The sequence below is a fragment of the Catellatospora aurea genome (assembly GCF_042663325.1).
GTDB lineage: Bacteria > Actinomycetota > Actinomycetes > Mycobacteriales > Micromonosporaceae > Catellatospora > Catellatospora aurea.
Window position 1 is genome coordinate 23,079 of sequence record NZ_JBHTAC010000038.1, and the last position, 15,896, is coordinate 38,974.

Below are 15,896 nucleotides of genomic sequence, written 5' to 3' on the forward strand. Positions count from 1 at the left end.
GCGCCTTGACGAAGAGTCGGGGATCAGCCCAGCAGACCGGCCTCGCGGGCGGCCTTCAGCGACGGCTTCACCCGGTAGGTCGGGCCGACCAGCTCGGCAACCGCGTCCAGCGTCTTCAGGCCCTCGCCGGTGTTGAAGACGACCGTCTCCAGGTCCGGGTCGAGCTTGCCGGAGGCGACGAGCTTCGCGGTCACCGCGGTGGTCACGCCGCCCGCGGTCTCGGCGAAGACGCCGGTGGTACGCGCCAGCAGCCGGATCGCGTCACGGATCTCGTCGTCGGAGGCGTAGTCCATCCAGCCACCGGTACGGCGCACCGCCTCCAGCGCGTACAGGCCGGCGGCCGGGTCGCCGATGTTCAGCGACTTCGCGATGCCGGTCGGCTTCACGGGGGTGATCACGTCGGTGCCCGCGTGCAGCGCGGTGGCGATCGGGTTGCAGCCCAGCGACTGCGCGCCGAACACCTTCCAGCCGCCCTCGGGAGCGACGGCCAGGCCCGCCGAGACCAGCTCCTCGAACGCCTTGTCAATCTTGGTGAGCAGCTCACCGGAGGCCATCGGGATGACCACCTGGGCCGGGATGCGCCAGCCGAGCTGCTCGGCGACCTCGTATCCCAGCGTCTTGGAGCCCTCGGCGTAGAACGGCCGCACGTTCACGTTGACGAACGCCGTGTCCTCGAACTCGTCGGTCTCCACCAGCTCCGAGCACAGCCGGTTGACGTCGTCATAGGAGCCCTCGATGGCGACGAGGTCACCGCCGTACACCGCGGTGGTGATGATCTTTCCGGGCTCCAGGTCGTGCGGGATGAACACGATCGAGGGCACGCCCGCGCGGGCGGCGTGCGCGGCGACCGAGTTGGCCAGGTTGCCGGTGGAGGCGCAGGCGTAGCGGGTGAAGCCGAGCGCCTTCGCGGCGGTCAGCGCCACCGACACCACGCGGTCCTTGAACGAGTGCGTCGGGTTGGCCGAGTCGTCCTTCACCCACAGCGGAGCCCGCAGGCCGATCTCGGCGGCGAGCGCGTCGGCGCGTACCAGCGGGGTCAGGCCCGGGTTCAGGGAGACCCGGTCGGCGGCCTGCTGGCCGACGGGGAGGAGCCCGGCGTATCGCCAGATGTTCTGCGGACCCGCCTCGATCTGGGCGCGGGTGACCTTGGCCAGCGAGTCCGCGTCGTACCAGACCTCGAGCGGGCCGAAACACTCGTAACAGGCGTGCTGGGCGGCGAGCGGGAAGCGGGCGCCGCAGCCGCGGCACTCCAGGCCGCGAGCGGGGGAATCGACACCGAGGGGCGCGATGACGGCAGACGTCATGAGATGTTTCCTCTCATCTTCCCGGCGTCACCGATCTGGCCCGCCGGACGGAGTTGGCACCTGCCATCGATGGTGGTTGCCGGAGCGTCGTCGGGCCGTGTCCCTCAGCTCCTCTGGATGAGGTATTCAGTTGTGCTTTGCAGTTAAGCAGAACCGAGATCGCCGTTTCCAGCGTTCCCACCGGATGAGATGCACGCCTCACGCCCCGCCCCGCCGAAACATCGCGGGCCCGGGCCGGTGGGGAGACCGGTCCGGGCCCGCGGAAGTCCAGCTCACCGCCTCCCGGCGGTTAAGAAGGTGCCCTTCCTCTACGTATGGCGATGGGAAGGTGCCCTTCCTTCGGGCTTAGGGCTTGAGGAGGGTGCGGAGGGCTTTGGCGTCGGCGACGGCGGCGCGCAGGTGGGTGCGGGCGGTGCGGACGTCAGCGCGGGCGGCGGCGGTCTTGGCCTTGATGGCGGCGGCGTCGGGGCCGGGCTGGACGGCGAGCAGGTCGTCGGCGAGGCCGGACAGGGCGGACTCCGTCGCGTCGAGCTCGGACTTCAGATGCGCCAGCTTCGCCTCGGCGTCGCCCATGTCCTTGCCCGCGGACTTGGCCGTCGCGACGGCCTGGGCGAGCTTGTCGTGCAGGGTACGCAGGCGGGCCAGCGCCGCCGATTCCACGTCGGCCGCGACGGTCAGGTGGACCTGGGGGCGGACCAGCAGGTACACGCGGTAGTCCTCGACCATGCTGCGCGCGTCGGTGCGGACGGCCTCGGTCGTCGTCTCGGTGGCGACCTTGGCGCGCAGCTCGGTGAGACCGGCGATGTCCGCGTCGATGATCTTCTGCAGCGCCGCCTGGTGGGCGTCGGTCAGGCGCGCCGCGTTGCGGATCGCGACCCCCTCGGCCCGCAGCAGGGCGAGCCGGCCGTCGATGCGTACGGTCGTCAGCTTCTTCGCGTTTGCCAGGTTCGCGGCCTGGTCCGCCGCCTGCACGGCGACCCCGGCGACGGCAGGCGCGCCCTGCGCGGGCACCCCGGCGGCGGCGGCGAGCGCGGCGGCGGTCAGGGTGGTGGCGGCGAACAGCAGGCCGCGTCGGATCAGCATGTCAGTCCTCATCGTTCGGGCTCTCCTCTGCCTTCTTCAGCTGCCCGTCCAGTTCCGCCAGCAACCTGTCGAGTTCCGCCAGGTCCTTGTCGGCCTGGCTCACCGCGGCGGCCGCGTCCACCGGGGCGGCGGTCTTCGGCGCGGGCGCGGGGGTGGTGGCGACGGTGCTGCTCCCGGTGTCCGTCCCGGCCGGCGGCAGCGCGTCCCGGTTGCCGCCCCCGCGGCACCCGGTCAGCGCCACCCCGAGAGCGACCACAAGGGCCGTCATGGCGATGGCACGTCTCATGAAGGGCACTCTGCCCACGCCACGTCAGACCGACGCACCCGCCATGTAAGCGCAACGTCAGGATCCGTCCGCGCAGGCCCGCGCCTCGCACCCCACGCGTCCCGCCCGCACCCCCGGCTCAATAGACGCTGGCCCATCACATCGACTCCGGCGCACGGATTTTCGATGAGATAGGCCAGCGCCTATGACAAAACGACGTGCCCCGTCCCGCGAGCCGCACTGCGGCAGGCAGGGCGACGTGCGGAGCCGGTCTAGGAGACCACGTCCTTGCGGGAGAAGCGGTAGAAGGCCAGGGCGCAGAAGGCGGTGAAGTAGCAGACCGCCGAGATGGTGCCCTTGATGATGTCGTCGAACTGCATCGGCGTGGTGAGCAGGCCCAGATATGCCTGGGCGAAGTGCGTCGGCAGGAAGTTGCGCAGTTCGCCGAGCGCGGTGATCTGGTCCAGGATCGACGAGACGATGTACAGCAGGACCGCGCCGCCGACCGCGCCGAGCGGGGCGTCGGTGAGCACCGACAGCAGGAAGGCCAGACCGGCCACCACCAGCATGTTGATGCCGAGGAAGCCGGCGGTGGCGAGCAGGCGCAGCATGCCCTCGCCGGGCGGGATCTCGGCGGCGATGCCCGACTGGAGCGGGTGCCAGCCGTAGCGCAGCGTGCCCAGCAGCAGCGCCGTGCCGAGCAGGGTCAGGATCGCCAGCGCCGAGTAGCTCAGCGCGACCGCCAGCTTGATGCCGAGCAGGCGGGCTCGCGGCACCGGCACCGCCAGCAGGTAGCGCAGGCTGCCCCAGCTCGCCTCGGAGGCGACCGTGTCGCCATGGAACAGCGCCACGACCACGACCAGCAGGAAGCTCGCCGAGACGAACAGCGCGAACATGGCGAAGTTCAACCCGCCGGAGATCGCGGCGTCGGACAGCTGCGAGAACTGTCCCCGGCCCGAGCGACCGTCGTCGTCGGACCCGCCCAGCTCGAACGCGAGCAGCAGGATGATCGGCAGCACCACCATGAAACCCAGCGCGAGCTGGGTGCGCTTGCGCCGCCACTGCCGCGCGAACTCGGTGGCATAGGTCAGCGTCCGGCCCGCGCGGTATCCCGCGGCCGCCCCGTCGGCCTGTGCCGCACCCCGCTCGACGATTTCAGTACTCATCGGTCACCACTTCCCGCTGTCGAGTCGCCCACCAGGGCCAGGAACGCGTCCTCCAGGCGTCGCCGGGGGGTGACCCGGTCGATGCCGACTCCGGCCCGGACCAGCGCGGACACCGCTTCGGTGCGGCTGACGTCGCCGAGGTCGACGACGAGGGTGCGCTCGCCGTCGACGGCGTACCCGGTGACGCCGTCGATGCGGTCGAGGGTCTTGCTGGCCAGGTCGATGTCGGTCACGTCGAGCAGCGTCGTCGGGCTGTCCCCGACGATCTCGTCGACCCGGCCGGAGGCCACGACCCGTCCCTTGTGCACCACGACGGCGTGCGTACAGGTCTGCTCCACCTCGGCGAGCAGGTGGCTGGAGACCAGCACGGCCCGGCCGTCGGAGGCGTATCGCTGCAGCACCCGGCGCATCTCGGCGATCTGCGGCGGGTCGAGCCCGTCCGTCGGCTCGTCGAGCACCAGCAGTTCCGGCAGGCCGAGCATGGCCTGGGCGACGGCGAGGCGCTGCTTCATACCGTGGCTGTAGTTCTTGACCTTGCGCTTGACCGCGTCGCCGAGGCCCGCGATGGCGAGTGCCTCCTCGAACCGGGCCTCCTCCCACGGCCGCCCGGTGGCCCGCCAGTACGCGGCGAGGTTCTGCTCGCCGGACAGGTGCGGCAGGAAGCCGGGGCCCTCGACGAGCGCGCCGATCCGGGACAGCACCGGCGCACCCGGGGCCAGCCGGTGCCCGAAGATCAGCACCTCACCCGCGGTGGCCTGGGTGAGACCCATCAGCACCCGCAGGCTGGTGGTCTTGCCGGCGCCGTTCGGGCCGAGCAGGCCGACCACCTGCCCGCGCTCGACGGTGAAGTCGATGCTGTCCACGGCCACGAAGTCGCCGTACGTCTTGCGCAGCCCGCGTACCCACAGCGGGGTGTCGGCGTGCTCGGCGGAGACCGAGTGGTCCACCTTCCGGTGCCGCCGCCGGGCCACGAAGATCACGATCGCCAGGCCGACGGCCAGCAGCGCGAGCAGGCCGAGCAGCACGTACAGCCAGAGCGCGTCGGCGGTCGCGATCGGGGTGCCGGGAACCGTGGGCAGGGTGACCGCCCCGCCGCCGGAAGCCGGGCCGACGGCCACGGTGTAGTCCATCGGCGCGGCCAGGCCCAGGTAGGACTGGTCGGCGGTGGCGATGGTGACGCGCACGCGGTGCCCGGCCTCGAACTCGCGCACGATGCCCGGCAGGGTCACCTGCACCGGCTGCGCCTGGTCGATGCTCTTGGGCAGCCCGGTCAGCCGCACCGGCGCGATCAGGCCCATGCTCAGCGCGGCGGACCCGTTCGGGTCGACGTCGTACAGCTTGACGAACAGCACCGCCTCGCCCGTCGGCGACGCCGCCCGGATGGTGACGGTCGGCGTGCCGACCACGCTCACCGCCTGCTCCAGGGGCGCGGAGTCGAAGCGCGCGTGCTGGCCGGGCAGGTCGCTGACCACCCCGTTGACGAAGCTCGACAGCGCGCCCGAACCCGTGCCGGGCAGCGAGGACAGCGCGGCCGGGGTGCCGTTGGGCGGGTTCGCGACGGTACGCGGAGCGCCGCTCACCGGCACCTGCACGGTGCTGCCCCCGGTCAGCCCCGGGTAGTCGGTGACCTGGTAACCGGTGGCCATGGTGCCCCGGTCCACCGCGTCGAGCCCGGTGATCCGCGAGTACGTGAAGCTGTTCGCCGGGGCCGCGCCGTTGCCCTTGAGGTAGTGGTCGAACCACTGCGCGGTCAGGAACTTCAGCCGGTCGGAGTCGGACTGCGGGCCGTCGCCGCCGTCGTGGCCGCCGGTGAACCAGGCGACGCGCACCGGCGTGCCGTTCGCGGCGATGCCGCGCGCGTTGGCGTCGGCCTCGCTCAGCGGGAACAGCGAGTCGGCCAGGCCCTGGATGAGCAGCGTCGGAGCCTTGATCTGGCCGAGCACGCCGGCGGGGCTGCGCTGGGCGAGCTGCTCGCGCGACGCCGCGTCGAGCCGCCCGGCGGCGGCCACCCGCAGGTAGGTCTCGCAGATGTCGGCGGCCCAGCGGCCGCACTGCGGGTTGGCGTTCGCCGGTCCGCCCGTGCCGTCACCCGGCGCCCCGCCGCCCGCGCCGTTCCCGGCGAGCGCTTCCAGGTCCAGAGCGCCGCCGCCACCGCCGCCGCGCCCGCCGGACAGGCCGGAGCTGAAGAACACCCCGGCCCAGGCCTGCTTGAACACGCCGTCGTCGGTGGTCGCCGCGGACTGCGCGAACAGTGACTTGCCGAGGTCGTTCCAGGTGATCATCGGGACGATCGCGTCGACCCGCTTGTCCTGCGCCGCGAGCAGCAGCGACAGCGCGCCGCCGTACGAGCCGCCGAGCACGCCCACCCGGGGGTCGCCGGCGGCGTCGAGCTGGATGTCGTCGCGCTCGGCGAGGTGGTCCAGCAGCCGCTGGGCGTCGCGGACCTCGTAGTCCGGGGAGTTCAGGTGGATCTGCCCGGTGCTCGCGCCGAAGCCCTGCGCGGTCCAGGTGAGCACCGCGTAGCCGAGCCCGGCCAGGTCCTGCGCGTCGAGGGCGACGCTCTCCTTGGTGCCGCCGAACCCGTGGGCCAGCAGCAGCGCCGGCACCTTCTGCCCGGCGGACGCGCCGTCGGGCAGGTAGAGCCGGGTGTCGAGGGTGACGTCCTGATCGCCGAGCGGGCCGGTGCGCACCGACACCCGCTCGTCGACCGTGCGATAGGCGGGGTCGGCGGGCGACACCGCCCAGGCCGCCAGGCCGGCCAGCACCACCAGGCCGACGCCTCCGGCGATCCACCGTCTGTTGAACTTCGCCCGTACCCGGGCCGCGAGCGCGCGCATGTCCGCCACAGTACGACGAGTCACCCGGGGACCCATCGGGGACAACCCCCACGCAAGCTGAGAGTTCTTTCAGCCGGCGTGCGGGCGGCGTTCAGCCTTCTACCGTGTGCTGCGGGTGCGGGCCCGGCTGCCGCGCAGCCGCCGCAGGCGGCCGACGAGCACCGGGTCGTGCGCGAGCGCGGCCGGGTTGTCGAGTAGCGCGTTCAGCAGCTGGTAGTAACGCGTCGCGGAGACCTCGAACTGGTCGCGGATCGCCTGCTCCTTGGCCCCGGCGTGCCGCCACCACCGCTGCTCGAAGGCGAGGATGTGCCGCTCCCGCTCGGAGAGCGCCTCCTCCTCGGTGACCACGGCCGCCGCGGGCAGGTCGGAGTCGATCTCGTCGTCGCGCTCGGCGGGCGAGGTGAGGTCGACGGACGGGTCGCGGCGGGGAATCGGGATCAGGGGCAGCTCTTCGAGGTCGCTGCCATCAGCTCGCGAGCGCTGTCTGATCTGCTCCATTTTGTCCCCTCCCCGCGGGCCACGTCCCACGAGTCTAGGTGCGCCGTCGAGATCAACGAAAGATCTGTGATCAGGGTTGCTGTGCCACAAAAGTGACCGGGCGGCCGGGGTGTCGATACCCCGGCCGCCCGACCGTATGCCTCGTTCCGCGCGTCAGCTGATGTCGCGGCGGCGCATCTGCCAGAAGGCGAGCAGCAGCACCACCACGACCAGGCCCAGCGCGATCGAACCGCTGTCCTGCCAGGTGATCAGCAGCTCCGGCGGGTTGCAGTTGCCCGCGTTGTCGCAGACGGTCTCCGGCGAACTGAAGTCCGTCAGCTTCACCTCTTTGCTCATCCACGCGAAGATGTGCACCGGCACCAGGTACTGCTCCCAGAACGGCACCCGGACCATCTGGAACAGGATGCTCAGACCGACCTGTCCGACGATCACCACGGCCAGCGCCGCGCCGAGCGCGAGACCGGTGTGCCGGCCGATCGAGGCCAGCCCGAAGCCGAGTGCCGCGAACGCCAGGATCATGCCCATTCCGCGCAGCGCGGTCAGCCCGAACGACTGCCACACCCCCGGGGTCAGACCCTCCGTGGTGCCGCGCAGCTCACCGGCCGCCCACAGGATGCCCGTCCAGACGCCAAGCGCCAGTATGGACAGCGCGGTCACCGACAGCAGCAGCACGCCCAGCTTGGTGCCGAGCACCTTCATCCGTTTCGGCTGCCAGGTGAGCAGGTTCATCATCGAGCCGGACGCCCATTCCGCCCCGACGAACGACGCCCCCAGCAGGAACGCGATCATCGCCATGATGGCGGCCCAGACCAGGAACAGCTCGCCGTACATCGCCTTGAAGTCGAACGACGGCGGCATGAAGTCCTCGGCGCGGAAGTCGGACCGCTGCGGTCCGGTCCAACCGTCTTCGGGACACTTCTCACCGCACTCGCGCTTGTACTGCTCGTAGTAACGGATCTGCTCCTGGTACACCGCCTCGGCCGCCGCCTCGCCCTTGGCGCGGGCCTCGGCGGTCGGCTTGGAGTGGAACGCGAACAGGATCGACGCGATCGTCACCAGCAGCAGCAGGCCGATCGGGAACACCCAGCGGGTCAGCCGGCGCTTGAAGAACCGACGCCGCTCAGCACGTACCAGACTCATGCTGCCCCACCGTTCTGCGGCGTGAGCTCCGGCCGCACGCTCTGATCGACCGAGCGGACCTGGCCGGGCACCGGGGCGGTGCCGGTCAGCTCCAGGAACACGCTTTCGAGGTCCGCGGTGACCGGGGTCAGCTCGCTGACGTACAGCTGGCGCTCCGCCAGCAGCCGTGCGATCAGGGCCGGCTTGTCCACCCCGGACAGGGTGAGGTGGTCGGCGTTCGCCTGCAGTTGGAAGCCCGCCGCGATCAGCACCTGGGCGGCCGCGGACAGGTCCGCGGGCGTCTCCAGGGCGACCTTCACCTGGCCGGACGAGTGTGCCTGCAGCACCTCGGCGACCGGACCCGCCGCGACCCGGCGGCCGAGCGAGATGATCGTGACGCTGTCGCAGATCAGCTGGATCTCGCCGAGGATGTGGCTGGACAGCACCACGGTCATGCCACCGGCCGACAGCGTGGCCATCATGTCGCGCATCTCGCGGATGCCGCCCGGGTCCAGGCCGTTGGCGGGCTCGTCGAGGATCAGCAGCTTCGGCTGCTTGAGCAGCGCCGACGCGACGGCCAGCCGCTGCTTCATGCCGAGTGAGTACGTCTTGACGCGCTCCTTGGCCCGCTCGCGCAGGCCGACCAGCTCCAGCGCCCAGTCGACCCGCTCCTTGGGCAGGCCGCCCGCGTCGGCCAGCAGGGAGAGCGTGTCGCGCGCGGTGAAGTGGGCGAAGAACTGCGGGCTCTCCACGATCGCGCCGACCTGGCCGACCACGCTGGGCAGGTGCCGCGGCAGCTCGTGACCGAGGATGCGCATCTCGCCGCTGTCCGGCTTGATCAGCCCGAGCAGCGTACGCAGGGTGGTGGTCTTGCCGGAGCCGTTCGGCCCCAGGAAGCCGTGTACCTGTCCGGCCTCCACATACATCTCGAAGCCGTCCAGCGCCCGACGGGGACCACCCCGGGCTCGGTACGTCTTACGCAGGCCTTGGATCTCCAAGACAGCGGTCACGAGCGACCTCCTAGGTATCAGTGACCCCCGCACCCTACGGCGTATGCACCCCCCACGCAGCCCTGCTCTCCCCCGATTCTTCACAACCCCACCCCGTACCCACTCCCCCACCCACCGTGCCCACCCGCGCGGCGCGCAACTCTGAAAAAGTCGCGGTCTTGAGGCACGCCTCAGGGCGCAACTCTTTAAGAGTTGCGGCAGGAGAAGGGACGGCGGGGCGGGAGGCGGGGGTCAGGCGACGATGACGTTGAGGCCGGCGTCGCGGAAGGCGGAGACGGCGGCCGGGTCGGCGTTGGAGTCGGTGACCAGGGTTTCGATGCGCTCGACCGGGCAGATGCGGGCGAACGCGTGGCTGCCGAGCTTGGACGAGTCCGCGATGATCGCGACGCGCTTGGCGCGGGCCACCATCAGCGAGTTCATCGCCGCCTCGCCCTCGTGGTGGGCGGCCGCGCCGAGGGTCACGTCGATCGCGTTGACGCCGAGCAGCACCAGGTCGAGGGTGACCTCGCGCAGGATGCCGCCGCCGAGCGGGCCGACCAGCTCGAACGACTGCGGGCGCACCACTCCCCCGGTCACCACGATCTTCATCCGGGAGCGGACCAGCAGCTCGTTGGCGATGTTGAGCGCGTTGGTGACGACGGTGAGCTGCGCGCCCTCGGAGACCGAGTTCAACTCGGGGCGCACGGCCAGGGCGCGGGCGACCTCGGTGGTGGTCGTGCCGCCGTTGAGGCCGACGACCATGCCGGGCTGCACGAGCGACGCCGCGGCGGCGCCGATGCGCTGCTTCTCGGCCGAGTGCTTGGCGGTCTTGTAGCGCAGCGGCAGGTCGTACGAGACGCCGCTGGCGACGGCCCCGCCCCGGGTACGCGTGATCATCTGCTGCTGGGCGAGCTGGTCGAAGTCGCGACGGATGGTGGCCTGGGAAACGTCGAGCCGCTCGGCGGCCTCCTCGACGGTCACCCGGCCGGAATCGGTGAGCAGTTCCAGCAGCGCGTTCCAGCGGGCGTACCGGTCCACCGATCCTCCGTTTGCGCGATTTCTGAGCGGATGCGTGCACACTAGTGCGCGAAACCCGCCCATGCAACGCGATGTGCTGCGCGTATGTGACTCTTGAGTTGCCATCGCCGGAGGCGTCGCGCAGAATAGCGCGCGAAAACCCTTACTTTCGAGCCGTTACGCGCACGCCTGCTTGGAGGGCCCGCCCCATGACGTACGTCGCCGAAGAGATCGACAGCCAGCCTGAGCTCTGGCGACGGGCCGCGGCACAGGCCGCCGAGGCGACCGGGGCACTGCCCCGGCCCGGCGAGCGCGTCGCCGTCGTCGGCTGCGGCACCTCCTGGTTCATGGCGATGGCGTACGCCGCGCTGCGCGAGGCCGCCGGACAGGGCGAGACCGACGCCTTCGCGGGTTCCGAGTTCCCGGTCGACCGGCCGTACGACCGGATCATCGCGATCACCCGGTCCGGCACCACCACCGAGGTCCTCGACATCCTGCGCAAGGCCGGTGACCGGTCCACGGTGCTGGTCGGCGACGTGGACACCCCGGCGGTGGGCCTGGCCCGCGACGTGATCGCGCTGCCCTGGGCCGACGAGCGCTCCGTGGTGCAGACCCGCTTCGCGACCAGCGCGCTGACCCTGCTGCGCGCGTCGCTCGGCGAGGACCTCGCCAAGGCCGCCGACGACGCGCAGCGCGCGCTCGACCTGCCGCTGCCGCTCGACCCGGCGACCGTCGAGCAGGTCACCTTCGTCGGCCGGGGCTGGACCAACGGCCTGGCCCAGGAGGCCGCGCTCAAGTGCCGCGAGGCGGCGACGTTCTGGACCGAGGCGTACCCGGCGATGGACTTCCGGCACGGCCCCATCTCAATCAGCACCACCGGCCGCGCGGTCTGGGCCTTCGGCGAGGTCCCGCCCGGCCTGCGCGAGGACGTCGAGGTGACCGGCGCGACCTTCGTGCACGACCCGGAGATCGACCCGGTCGCGCACCTGGTCGTCGCTCAGCGCTTCGCCGTCGCCCTGGCCGAACACAAGGGCCTCAACCCCGACACCCCGCGCCACCTGACCCGCTCGGTAGTGCTGTCATGAGCGGGTATCCGGACTCTGGGGGTAAGGCATGACCTCGCACCAGCCTGACGACGTCGTCGTCTCGATCGACGTGGGCGGCACCGGCATGAAGTGCGCCCTGGTCGACGTCGCCCACCGGGTACGCCACACCGAGCGCCACGCCACCGGCCGCGAGCGCGGGCCGCAGGCGGTGCTCGGCACCATCCTCGACGTCGCCGCGGGACTGGCCGCGACCGCCGCCGAGCGCGGTTGGCGGCCGGTTGGCGCCGGTGTGGTCGTGCCGGGCATCATCGACGAGGCCAACGGCATCGCGACGTACTCGTCGAACATCGGTTTCCGGGACGTGCCGCTGCGCCGCGAGATCGCCGACCGGACCGGCCTGCCCACCGCGGTCGGCCACGACGTACGGGCCAGCGGCCTGGCCGAGGCCCGGCTGGGCGCGGGCCGGGGTCGCCGGCACGTGCTGGTGGTGCCGATCGGCACCGGCATCGCCGCCGCGCACGTGGTCGACGGCACGGTCATGGCGGGCGCGCACGGCGCGGCCGGGGAGATCGGCCACATCGTGGTCCGCCCCGGCGGCCCGTTGTGCGGCTGCGGCCTGCGCGGCTGCCTGGAGGCGCTCGCCTCGGCCAGCGCCGTCGAGCGCCGCTACGCCGAACTCGCCGGCAGCCCCGCCACCGCCGCTCAGGTAGCCGCACGGCTGACCACCGACCCCCACGCCGACCAGGTATGGGCGGAGACCGTCGACGCGCTGGCCGACGGGCTGCTCACCGGCCAGGCCCTGTACGACCCGGAGCTGGTCGTCATCGGCGGCGGCCTTGCCGAGTCCGGCGAAACCCTGCTCGCCCCGCTCCGCGACGCCCTGGGTAAGAAGGTCACCTTCCACCGCGTGCCGGAGATCGTGCGCGCCGAACTGGGCGACGAGTCCGGCTGCCTCGGCGCTGGGCTGATCGCCCTGGATCTGATCGAGCGCACCGAGGAGAAGGCGTGAGCGAGCACATCAGCGGACGGATCGTCACCCCGGACGGTGTCGTGGAGGGTTCCCTGCACCTGGACGGGGACCGGATCACCGCCGTGGAGCCGGGAGCCGCTGCGGACCGGTGGATCCTGCCCGGGTTCGTGGACATCCACAACCACGGCGGCGGCGGGTTCACCTTCACCACCGGCGACGCCGCGGCGGCCCGGGAGGCGGCCGCGTTCCACCTGGCCCACGGCACGACGACGATGCTGGCGAGCCTGGTCTCGTCGCCGTTCGAGCTGATGCGCGACGCGGTGCTGGCGTACGCGCCGCTGGTGGCCGAGGGTGTGCTGGCCGGCGTGCACTTCGAGGGGCCGTACCTGTCGCACGCGCGCTGCGGCGCGCAGAACCCCGAGTTCCTGCGCGACCCGTCGCTCGACGAGCTGACCGAGATCTTCAAGCTCGCCGACGGCGTGCTGCGCATGGTGACCATCGCACCGGAGCGGCCGGGCGCGCTCGACGCGATCAGGCTGCTGGCCGAGCACGGCGTGGTCGCCGCGGTCGGGCACACCGACGGGTCGTACGCCGAGGTCATGGCCGCGGTCGAGGCCGGCGCGACGGTCGGCACGCACCTGTTCAACGGCATGCGCCCGGTGCACCACCGGGAGCCGGGCCCGATCGTGGCGCTGCTGGACTCCCCCACCGTCGTCTGCGAACTGGTCGCCGACGGCGTACACCTGCATGACGGCACCCTGGCCTTCGCCGCGCACAGCGCGGGCAGCGCGCGGGCCGCGCTGATCACCGACGCGATGACCGCGGCGGGTATGCCCGACGGCGAGTACGACCTGGGCGGCCTGGCCGTGACCGTCGCCGACCGGGTGGCCCGGCTGGCCAACGGCAGCATCGCCGGCAGCACGCTGACCATGGACGCCGCGGTGCGCCAGGCGCTCGGCGCGGGCCTGCCCATCACGGATGTGGCCGCGATGGCCGCGACCACCCCGGCCCGGGTCCTCGGCCTGGCCGGCGAGCTGGGCGCACTGCGCCCCGGCCTGCGTGCCGACCTGGTCGAACTGGACGCCGAGCTGCGCGTGGTCCAGGTCATGAAGTCGGGAGCGTGGAACTGATGGCCCTGGTCCCCACCGGGAAGCTGGTCGCCGAGGCGGCCGTCGGCGGCACCGGTGTCGCCGCGTTCAACGTCATCACCCTGGAGCACGCCGAGGCGATCACCGCCGGGGCGTCGGCCGCGGGCCGTCCGGTGATCCTGCAGATCAGCGAGAACGCGGTGAAGTTCCACGGCGGGCAGCTCGGCCCGATCACCGCCGCCGCCCGCGCGGTCGCCGAGCTGGCCTCGGTCGACGTGGCGCTGCACCTGGACCACGTGGAGTCGGTGGCGCTGCTGAGGCAGGCCCCCGAGCACGGCTTCTCGTCGGTCATGTTCGACGCCTCGACCCTGCCGTACGCGGAGAATGTGGCCGCGACCAGGGCGGCGGCGGAGTTCTGCCACGAGCACGGGCTGTGGCTGGAGAGCGAACTGGGCACCGTCGGCGGCAAGGACGGCGCGCCGCCGCTGGGCGCGCACGCTCCCGGCGCGCGCACCGATCCCGCCGAGGCCGCCGCCTACGTCGCCGAGACCGGGGTGGACGCGCTGGCCGTCGCGGTGGGCTCCTCCCACGCGATGACCAGCCGGGACGCCGCCCTCGACCACGACCTGATCGCCGCCCTGAAGAACGCCGTCACGGTTCCCCTGGTGCTGCACGGCTCATCCGGTGTCGGCGACGCCGAACTGCGCCGCGCGGTCACCGGCGGCCTGGTCAAAATCAACATCGGCACGGCCCTGAACATCGCCGCGACCGGCGCCGTCCGCGAGGTCCTCGCCACCGACCCGAAACTCGTCGACCCGCGCAAATACCTCCGCCCCGCCCGCGACGCCATGTCCGCCACGGTCCGGCACTTCCTCACCCTCCTCTGACCCCGCAGCGCCGATCTTGCACGGGCGTCCCCCACGACACGGATGAACCAGTCACGGAAGGGGCCACTCGTGCAAGATCGTCGCGGTGAGCCGGTCGTGGAGGAGTTGCGCGACGAGCGGCTCGGGCGGGTCGGGGTGACCTTGCTGTTGGTCCGCGACGATCTGGTCGACCCGGAGCTGCCGGGCAACAAGGCGCGGAAGCTGAAGTACAACCTGGTGGAGGCGCGGGAGCGGGGCTTCGGGACGCTGTTGACGTTCGGTGGGGCGTACTCGAACCATCTGCGCGCGGTCGCGGCGGCCGGTCGCCGCCACGGGTTCCGGACCATCGGCGTCGTGCGCGGTGAGGAGCACCTGCCCCTCAACCCGTCCCTGGCGTACGCCGCGGCGCAGGGCATGACCCTGGCCTACCTGGACCGGGAAACGTACCGCCGCAAGCAGACCGACACCGTGCTCGCCGAGCTGAAGCAGACCTGGGGCGACTGCTACGTGATCCCCGAAGGCGGCAGCAACGCCCTCGCCGTACGCGGCTGCGCCGAGCTGCCCGCCGAGATCGACGCCGAGTACGACGTGCTCTGCTGCCCGGTCGGCACGGGCGGCACCCTGGCCGGCATCGCGGGCGGGCTGACCGGCGACCGGCAGGCGCTCGGGGTCGCCGTGCTCAAGGGCGCGGGCTTCCTCGTCGACGAGGTCACCGAGCTGCAGCGCCAGGCGTTCGGCACCCCCACCGCCAACTGGCGGATCGACCTGGACCACCACTTCGGCGGGTACGCCAAGCGCACCCCGCAGCTCGACGCCTTCGTCGCCGACTTCCACCGCCGCCACGGCCTCGCCCTGGACCCGGTCTACACCGGCAAGCTGCTCGCCGCCCTCTTCGACCTCGCCGAGCAGGGCGTGTTCGCACTGGGCACCCGGCTGGCAGCGGTCATCACCGGCACCGGTTGACGCACCACATCGTGGTGCATAGTCTGGTGCAGTGAAGCGCATGAGTGTCACCGTCACCGATGGGGTAGCCGACACGGTGCAGGAGCTGGGCACCGAGTCCGTGCTACGCAAGGCGCTGGAGATCTGGTACGCGCAGCGGGGGCAGACGCCCGACCTGAGCAGCGAGGGGGCACGCCTGCGGGCGATGCTCGACGTCGCCGACGCCACCCTGCGCGACATCTGCCTGGAGATCGGCTACGAGCACATGGCCACCTGGCACAACGGCGAGGCGGCGGCGGAGCGGGCGACACATCGTGCTCGCCGTGCCCGCTCGGTCGAGGAGTGGACGGCCGAGGAATCCGCGCAAGCCGGAGGACGCCGGTGAGGGCTCCGGTTCGCGGCGAGGTCTACTTCGTCGATCTCGGTGCGGAACTCGGCCGCAAGCCGTTCGCCGTCGTCAGCAACAACCGCCGCAACCGGGCCCTGACGACCGTGCTCGCCGTGCGGATCACCACCACGAACCGGAACACTCATATCGAGACCGTGGTCCCCCTGGGCACGGACTGTGGCGAGCTGGCGGGCTGGGCACTCTGCGATGACGTCGAGAAACTATGGCGTGACGAGCTGCCCACTCCCGCGGGCGCGCTCGGGCCGTACACGATGGCCGCGGTGAACGCCGGGCTGCGCGCGGCACTGGCGCTCTGAC

At 71.8% G+C, this 15,896-nt stretch carries 16 protein-coding genes and 1 riboswitch; of the genes, 7 read left to right on the forward strand and 9 right to left on the reverse strand.

The genetic code is table 11. The features are described from left to right. Positions 1–23: 23 nt before the first annotated feature. From thrC to ACFQO7_RS28105, 9 genes are all read right to left on the reverse strand, one after another. A complete protein-coding gene (thrC, locus tag ACFQO7_RS28065; RefSeq protein WP_376809184.1) occupies positions 24–1,304 on the reverse strand; it encodes a threonine synthase in 1,281 nt (426 codons plus the stop codon). Between the two features lie 10 nt (positions 1,305–1,314). Beyond that, positions 1,315–1,428: riboswitch (SAM riboswitch) on the reverse strand. A 221-nt stretch (positions 1,429–1,649) separates the two neighbouring features. Then, positions 1,650–2,387, reverse strand: a complete 738-nt coding sequence (locus ACFQO7_RS28070; protein WP_376809185.1) for a hypothetical protein — start codon at positions 2,385–2,387, stop codon at positions 1,650–1,652. A gap of 1 nt (position 2,388) precedes the next feature. Beyond that, positions 2,389–2,673 (reverse strand): hypothetical protein, encoded by a 285-nt coding sequence (locus tag ACFQO7_RS28075; RefSeq protein WP_376809186.1) that lies wholly within the window; start codon positions 2,671–2,673, stop codon positions 2,389–2,391. Between the two features lie 251 nt (positions 2,674–2,924). After that, the gene (locus ACFQO7_RS28080) at positions 2,925–3,818 is read right to left on the reverse strand and encodes an ABC transporter permease (protein ID WP_376809187.1); all 894 of its coding nucleotides are present in this window, start codon (positions 3,816–3,818) and stop codon (positions 2,925–2,927) included. Next, a complete protein-coding gene (locus ACFQO7_RS28085; RefSeq protein WP_376809188.1) occupies positions 3,815–6,655 on the reverse strand; it encodes an alpha/beta fold hydrolase in 2,841 nt (946 codons plus the stop codon). The genes ACFQO7_RS28080 and ACFQO7_RS28085 overlap by 4 nt, the downstream gene beginning before the upstream one ends. 99 nt (positions 6,656–6,754) lie before the next feature. Beyond that, positions 6,755–7,153: a DUF3263 domain-containing protein gene (locus tag ACFQO7_RS28090; protein WP_376809189.1), complete on the reverse strand. Its 399-nt coding sequence runs from the start codon at positions 7,151–7,153 to the stop codon at positions 6,755–6,757. Positions 7,154–7,306: 153 nt separating this feature from the next. Next, positions 7,307–8,293, reverse strand: coding sequence for an ABC transporter permease subunit (locus ACFQO7_RS28095; protein WP_376809190.1), 987 nt, complete (start codon positions 8,291–8,293; stop codon positions 7,307–7,309). Then, positions 8,290–9,282 (reverse strand): ABC transporter ATP-binding protein, encoded by a 993-nt coding sequence (locus tag ACFQO7_RS28100; RefSeq protein ID WP_376809191.1) that lies wholly within the window; start codon positions 9,280–9,282, stop codon positions 8,290–8,292. Before ACFQO7_RS28100 ends, ACFQO7_RS28095 begins: the two co-directional genes overlap by 4 nt. 231 nt (positions 9,283–9,513) lie before the next feature. Continuing rightward, positions 9,514–10,299: a DeoR/GlpR family DNA-binding transcription regulator gene (locus ACFQO7_RS28105; RefSeq protein WP_360531006.1), complete on the reverse strand. Its 786-nt coding sequence runs from the start codon at positions 10,297–10,299 to the stop codon at positions 9,514–9,516. A gap of 188 nt (positions 10,300–10,487) precedes the next feature. Between ACFQO7_RS28105 and ACFQO7_RS28110 the strand changes: the two genes are divergently transcribed. The 7 genes from ACFQO7_RS28110 to ACFQO7_RS28140 all read left to right on the forward strand — a co-directional run bounded on the left by ACFQO7_RS28110 (position 10,488) and on the right by ACFQO7_RS28140 (position 15,895). Next, complete coding sequence (locus ACFQO7_RS28110) at positions 10,488–11,363, forward strand: SIS domain-containing protein (RefSeq protein WP_376809192.1); 876 nt, start codon at positions 10,488–10,490, stop codon at positions 11,361–11,363. A gap of 28 nt (positions 11,364–11,391) precedes the next feature. Continuing rightward, positions 11,392–12,333 (forward strand): ROK family protein, encoded by a 942-nt coding sequence (locus tag ACFQO7_RS28115; RefSeq protein ID WP_376809193.1) that lies wholly within the window; start codon positions 11,392–11,394, stop codon positions 12,331–12,333. After that, positions 12,330–13,424, forward strand: a complete 1,095-nt coding sequence (gene nagA, locus ACFQO7_RS28120; protein WP_376809194.1) for an N-acetylglucosamine-6-phosphate deacetylase — start codon at positions 12,330–12,332, stop codon at positions 13,422–13,424. The genes ACFQO7_RS28115 and nagA overlap by 4 nt, the downstream gene beginning before the upstream one ends. Then, positions 13,424–14,269, forward strand: a complete 846-nt coding sequence (locus ACFQO7_RS28125) for a class II fructose-bisphosphate aldolase (protein ID WP_376809195.1) — start codon at positions 13,424–13,426, stop codon at positions 14,267–14,269. Before nagA ends, ACFQO7_RS28125 begins: the two co-directional genes overlap by 1 nt. A 69-nt stretch (positions 14,270–14,338) precedes the next feature. Beyond that, the gene (locus ACFQO7_RS28130; protein WP_376809196.1) at positions 14,339–15,211 is read left to right on the forward strand and encodes a 1-aminocyclopropane-1-carboxylate deaminase/D-cysteine desulfhydrase; all 873 of its coding nucleotides are present in this window, start codon (positions 14,339–14,341) and stop codon (positions 15,209–15,211) included. A 31-nt stretch (positions 15,212–15,242) separates the two neighbouring features. Then, positions 15,243–15,575 (forward strand): hypothetical protein, encoded by a 333-nt coding sequence (locus tag ACFQO7_RS28135; protein ID WP_376809197.1) that lies wholly within the window; start codon positions 15,243–15,245, stop codon positions 15,573–15,575. After that, positions 15,572–15,895, forward strand: coding sequence for a type II toxin-antitoxin system PemK/MazF family toxin (locus ACFQO7_RS28140; RefSeq protein WP_376809198.1), 324 nt, complete (start codon positions 15,572–15,574; stop codon positions 15,893–15,895). Before ACFQO7_RS28135 ends, ACFQO7_RS28140 begins: the two co-directional genes overlap by 4 nt. Position 15,896: the final 1 nt, after the last annotated feature.

Excerpts from the sequence above, each read along its gene's own strand:
- ACFQO7_RS28090 (WP_376809189.1), bottom strand. The coding sequence starts at position 7,153 with ATGGAGCAGATCAGACAGCGCTCGCGAGCTGATGGCAGCGACCTCGAA.
- ACFQO7_RS28115 (WP_376809193.1), top strand. The coding sequence starts at position 11,392 with ATGACCTCGCACCAGCCTGACGACGTCGTCGTCTCGATCGACGTGGGC.
- ACFQO7_RS28095 (WP_376809190.1), bottom strand. The coding sequence starts at position 8,293 with ATGAGTCTGGTACGTGCTGAGCGGCGTCGGTTCTTCAAGCGCCGGCTG.
- ACFQO7_RS28085 (WP_376809188.1), bottom strand. The coding sequence starts at position 6,655 with ATGCGCGCGCTCGCGGCCCGGGTACGGGCGAAGTTCAACAGACGGTGG.
- ACFQO7_RS28125 (WP_376809195.1), top strand. The coding sequence starts at position 13,424 with ATGGCCCTGGTCCCCACCGGGAAGCTGGTCGCCGAGGCGGCCGTCGGC.
- ACFQO7_RS28080 (WP_376809187.1), bottom strand. The coding sequence starts at position 3,818 with ATGAGTACTGAAATCGTCGAGCGGGGTGCGGCACAGGCCGACGGGGCG.
- thrC (WP_376809184.1), bottom strand. The coding sequence starts at position 1,304 with ATGACGTCTGCCGTCATCGCGCCCCTCGGTGTCGATTCCCCCGCTCGC.
- ACFQO7_RS28110 (WP_376809192.1), top strand. The coding sequence starts at position 10,488 with ATGACGTACGTCGCCGAAGAGATCGACAGCCAGCCTGAGCTCTGGCGA.
- ACFQO7_RS28070 (WP_376809185.1), bottom strand. The coding sequence starts at position 2,387 with ATGCTGATCCGACGCGGCCTGCTGTTCGCCGCCACCACCCTGACCGCC.
- ACFQO7_RS28075 (WP_376809186.1), bottom strand. The coding sequence starts at position 2,673 with ATGAGACGTGCCATCGCCATGACGGCCCTTGTGGTCGCTCTCGGGGTG.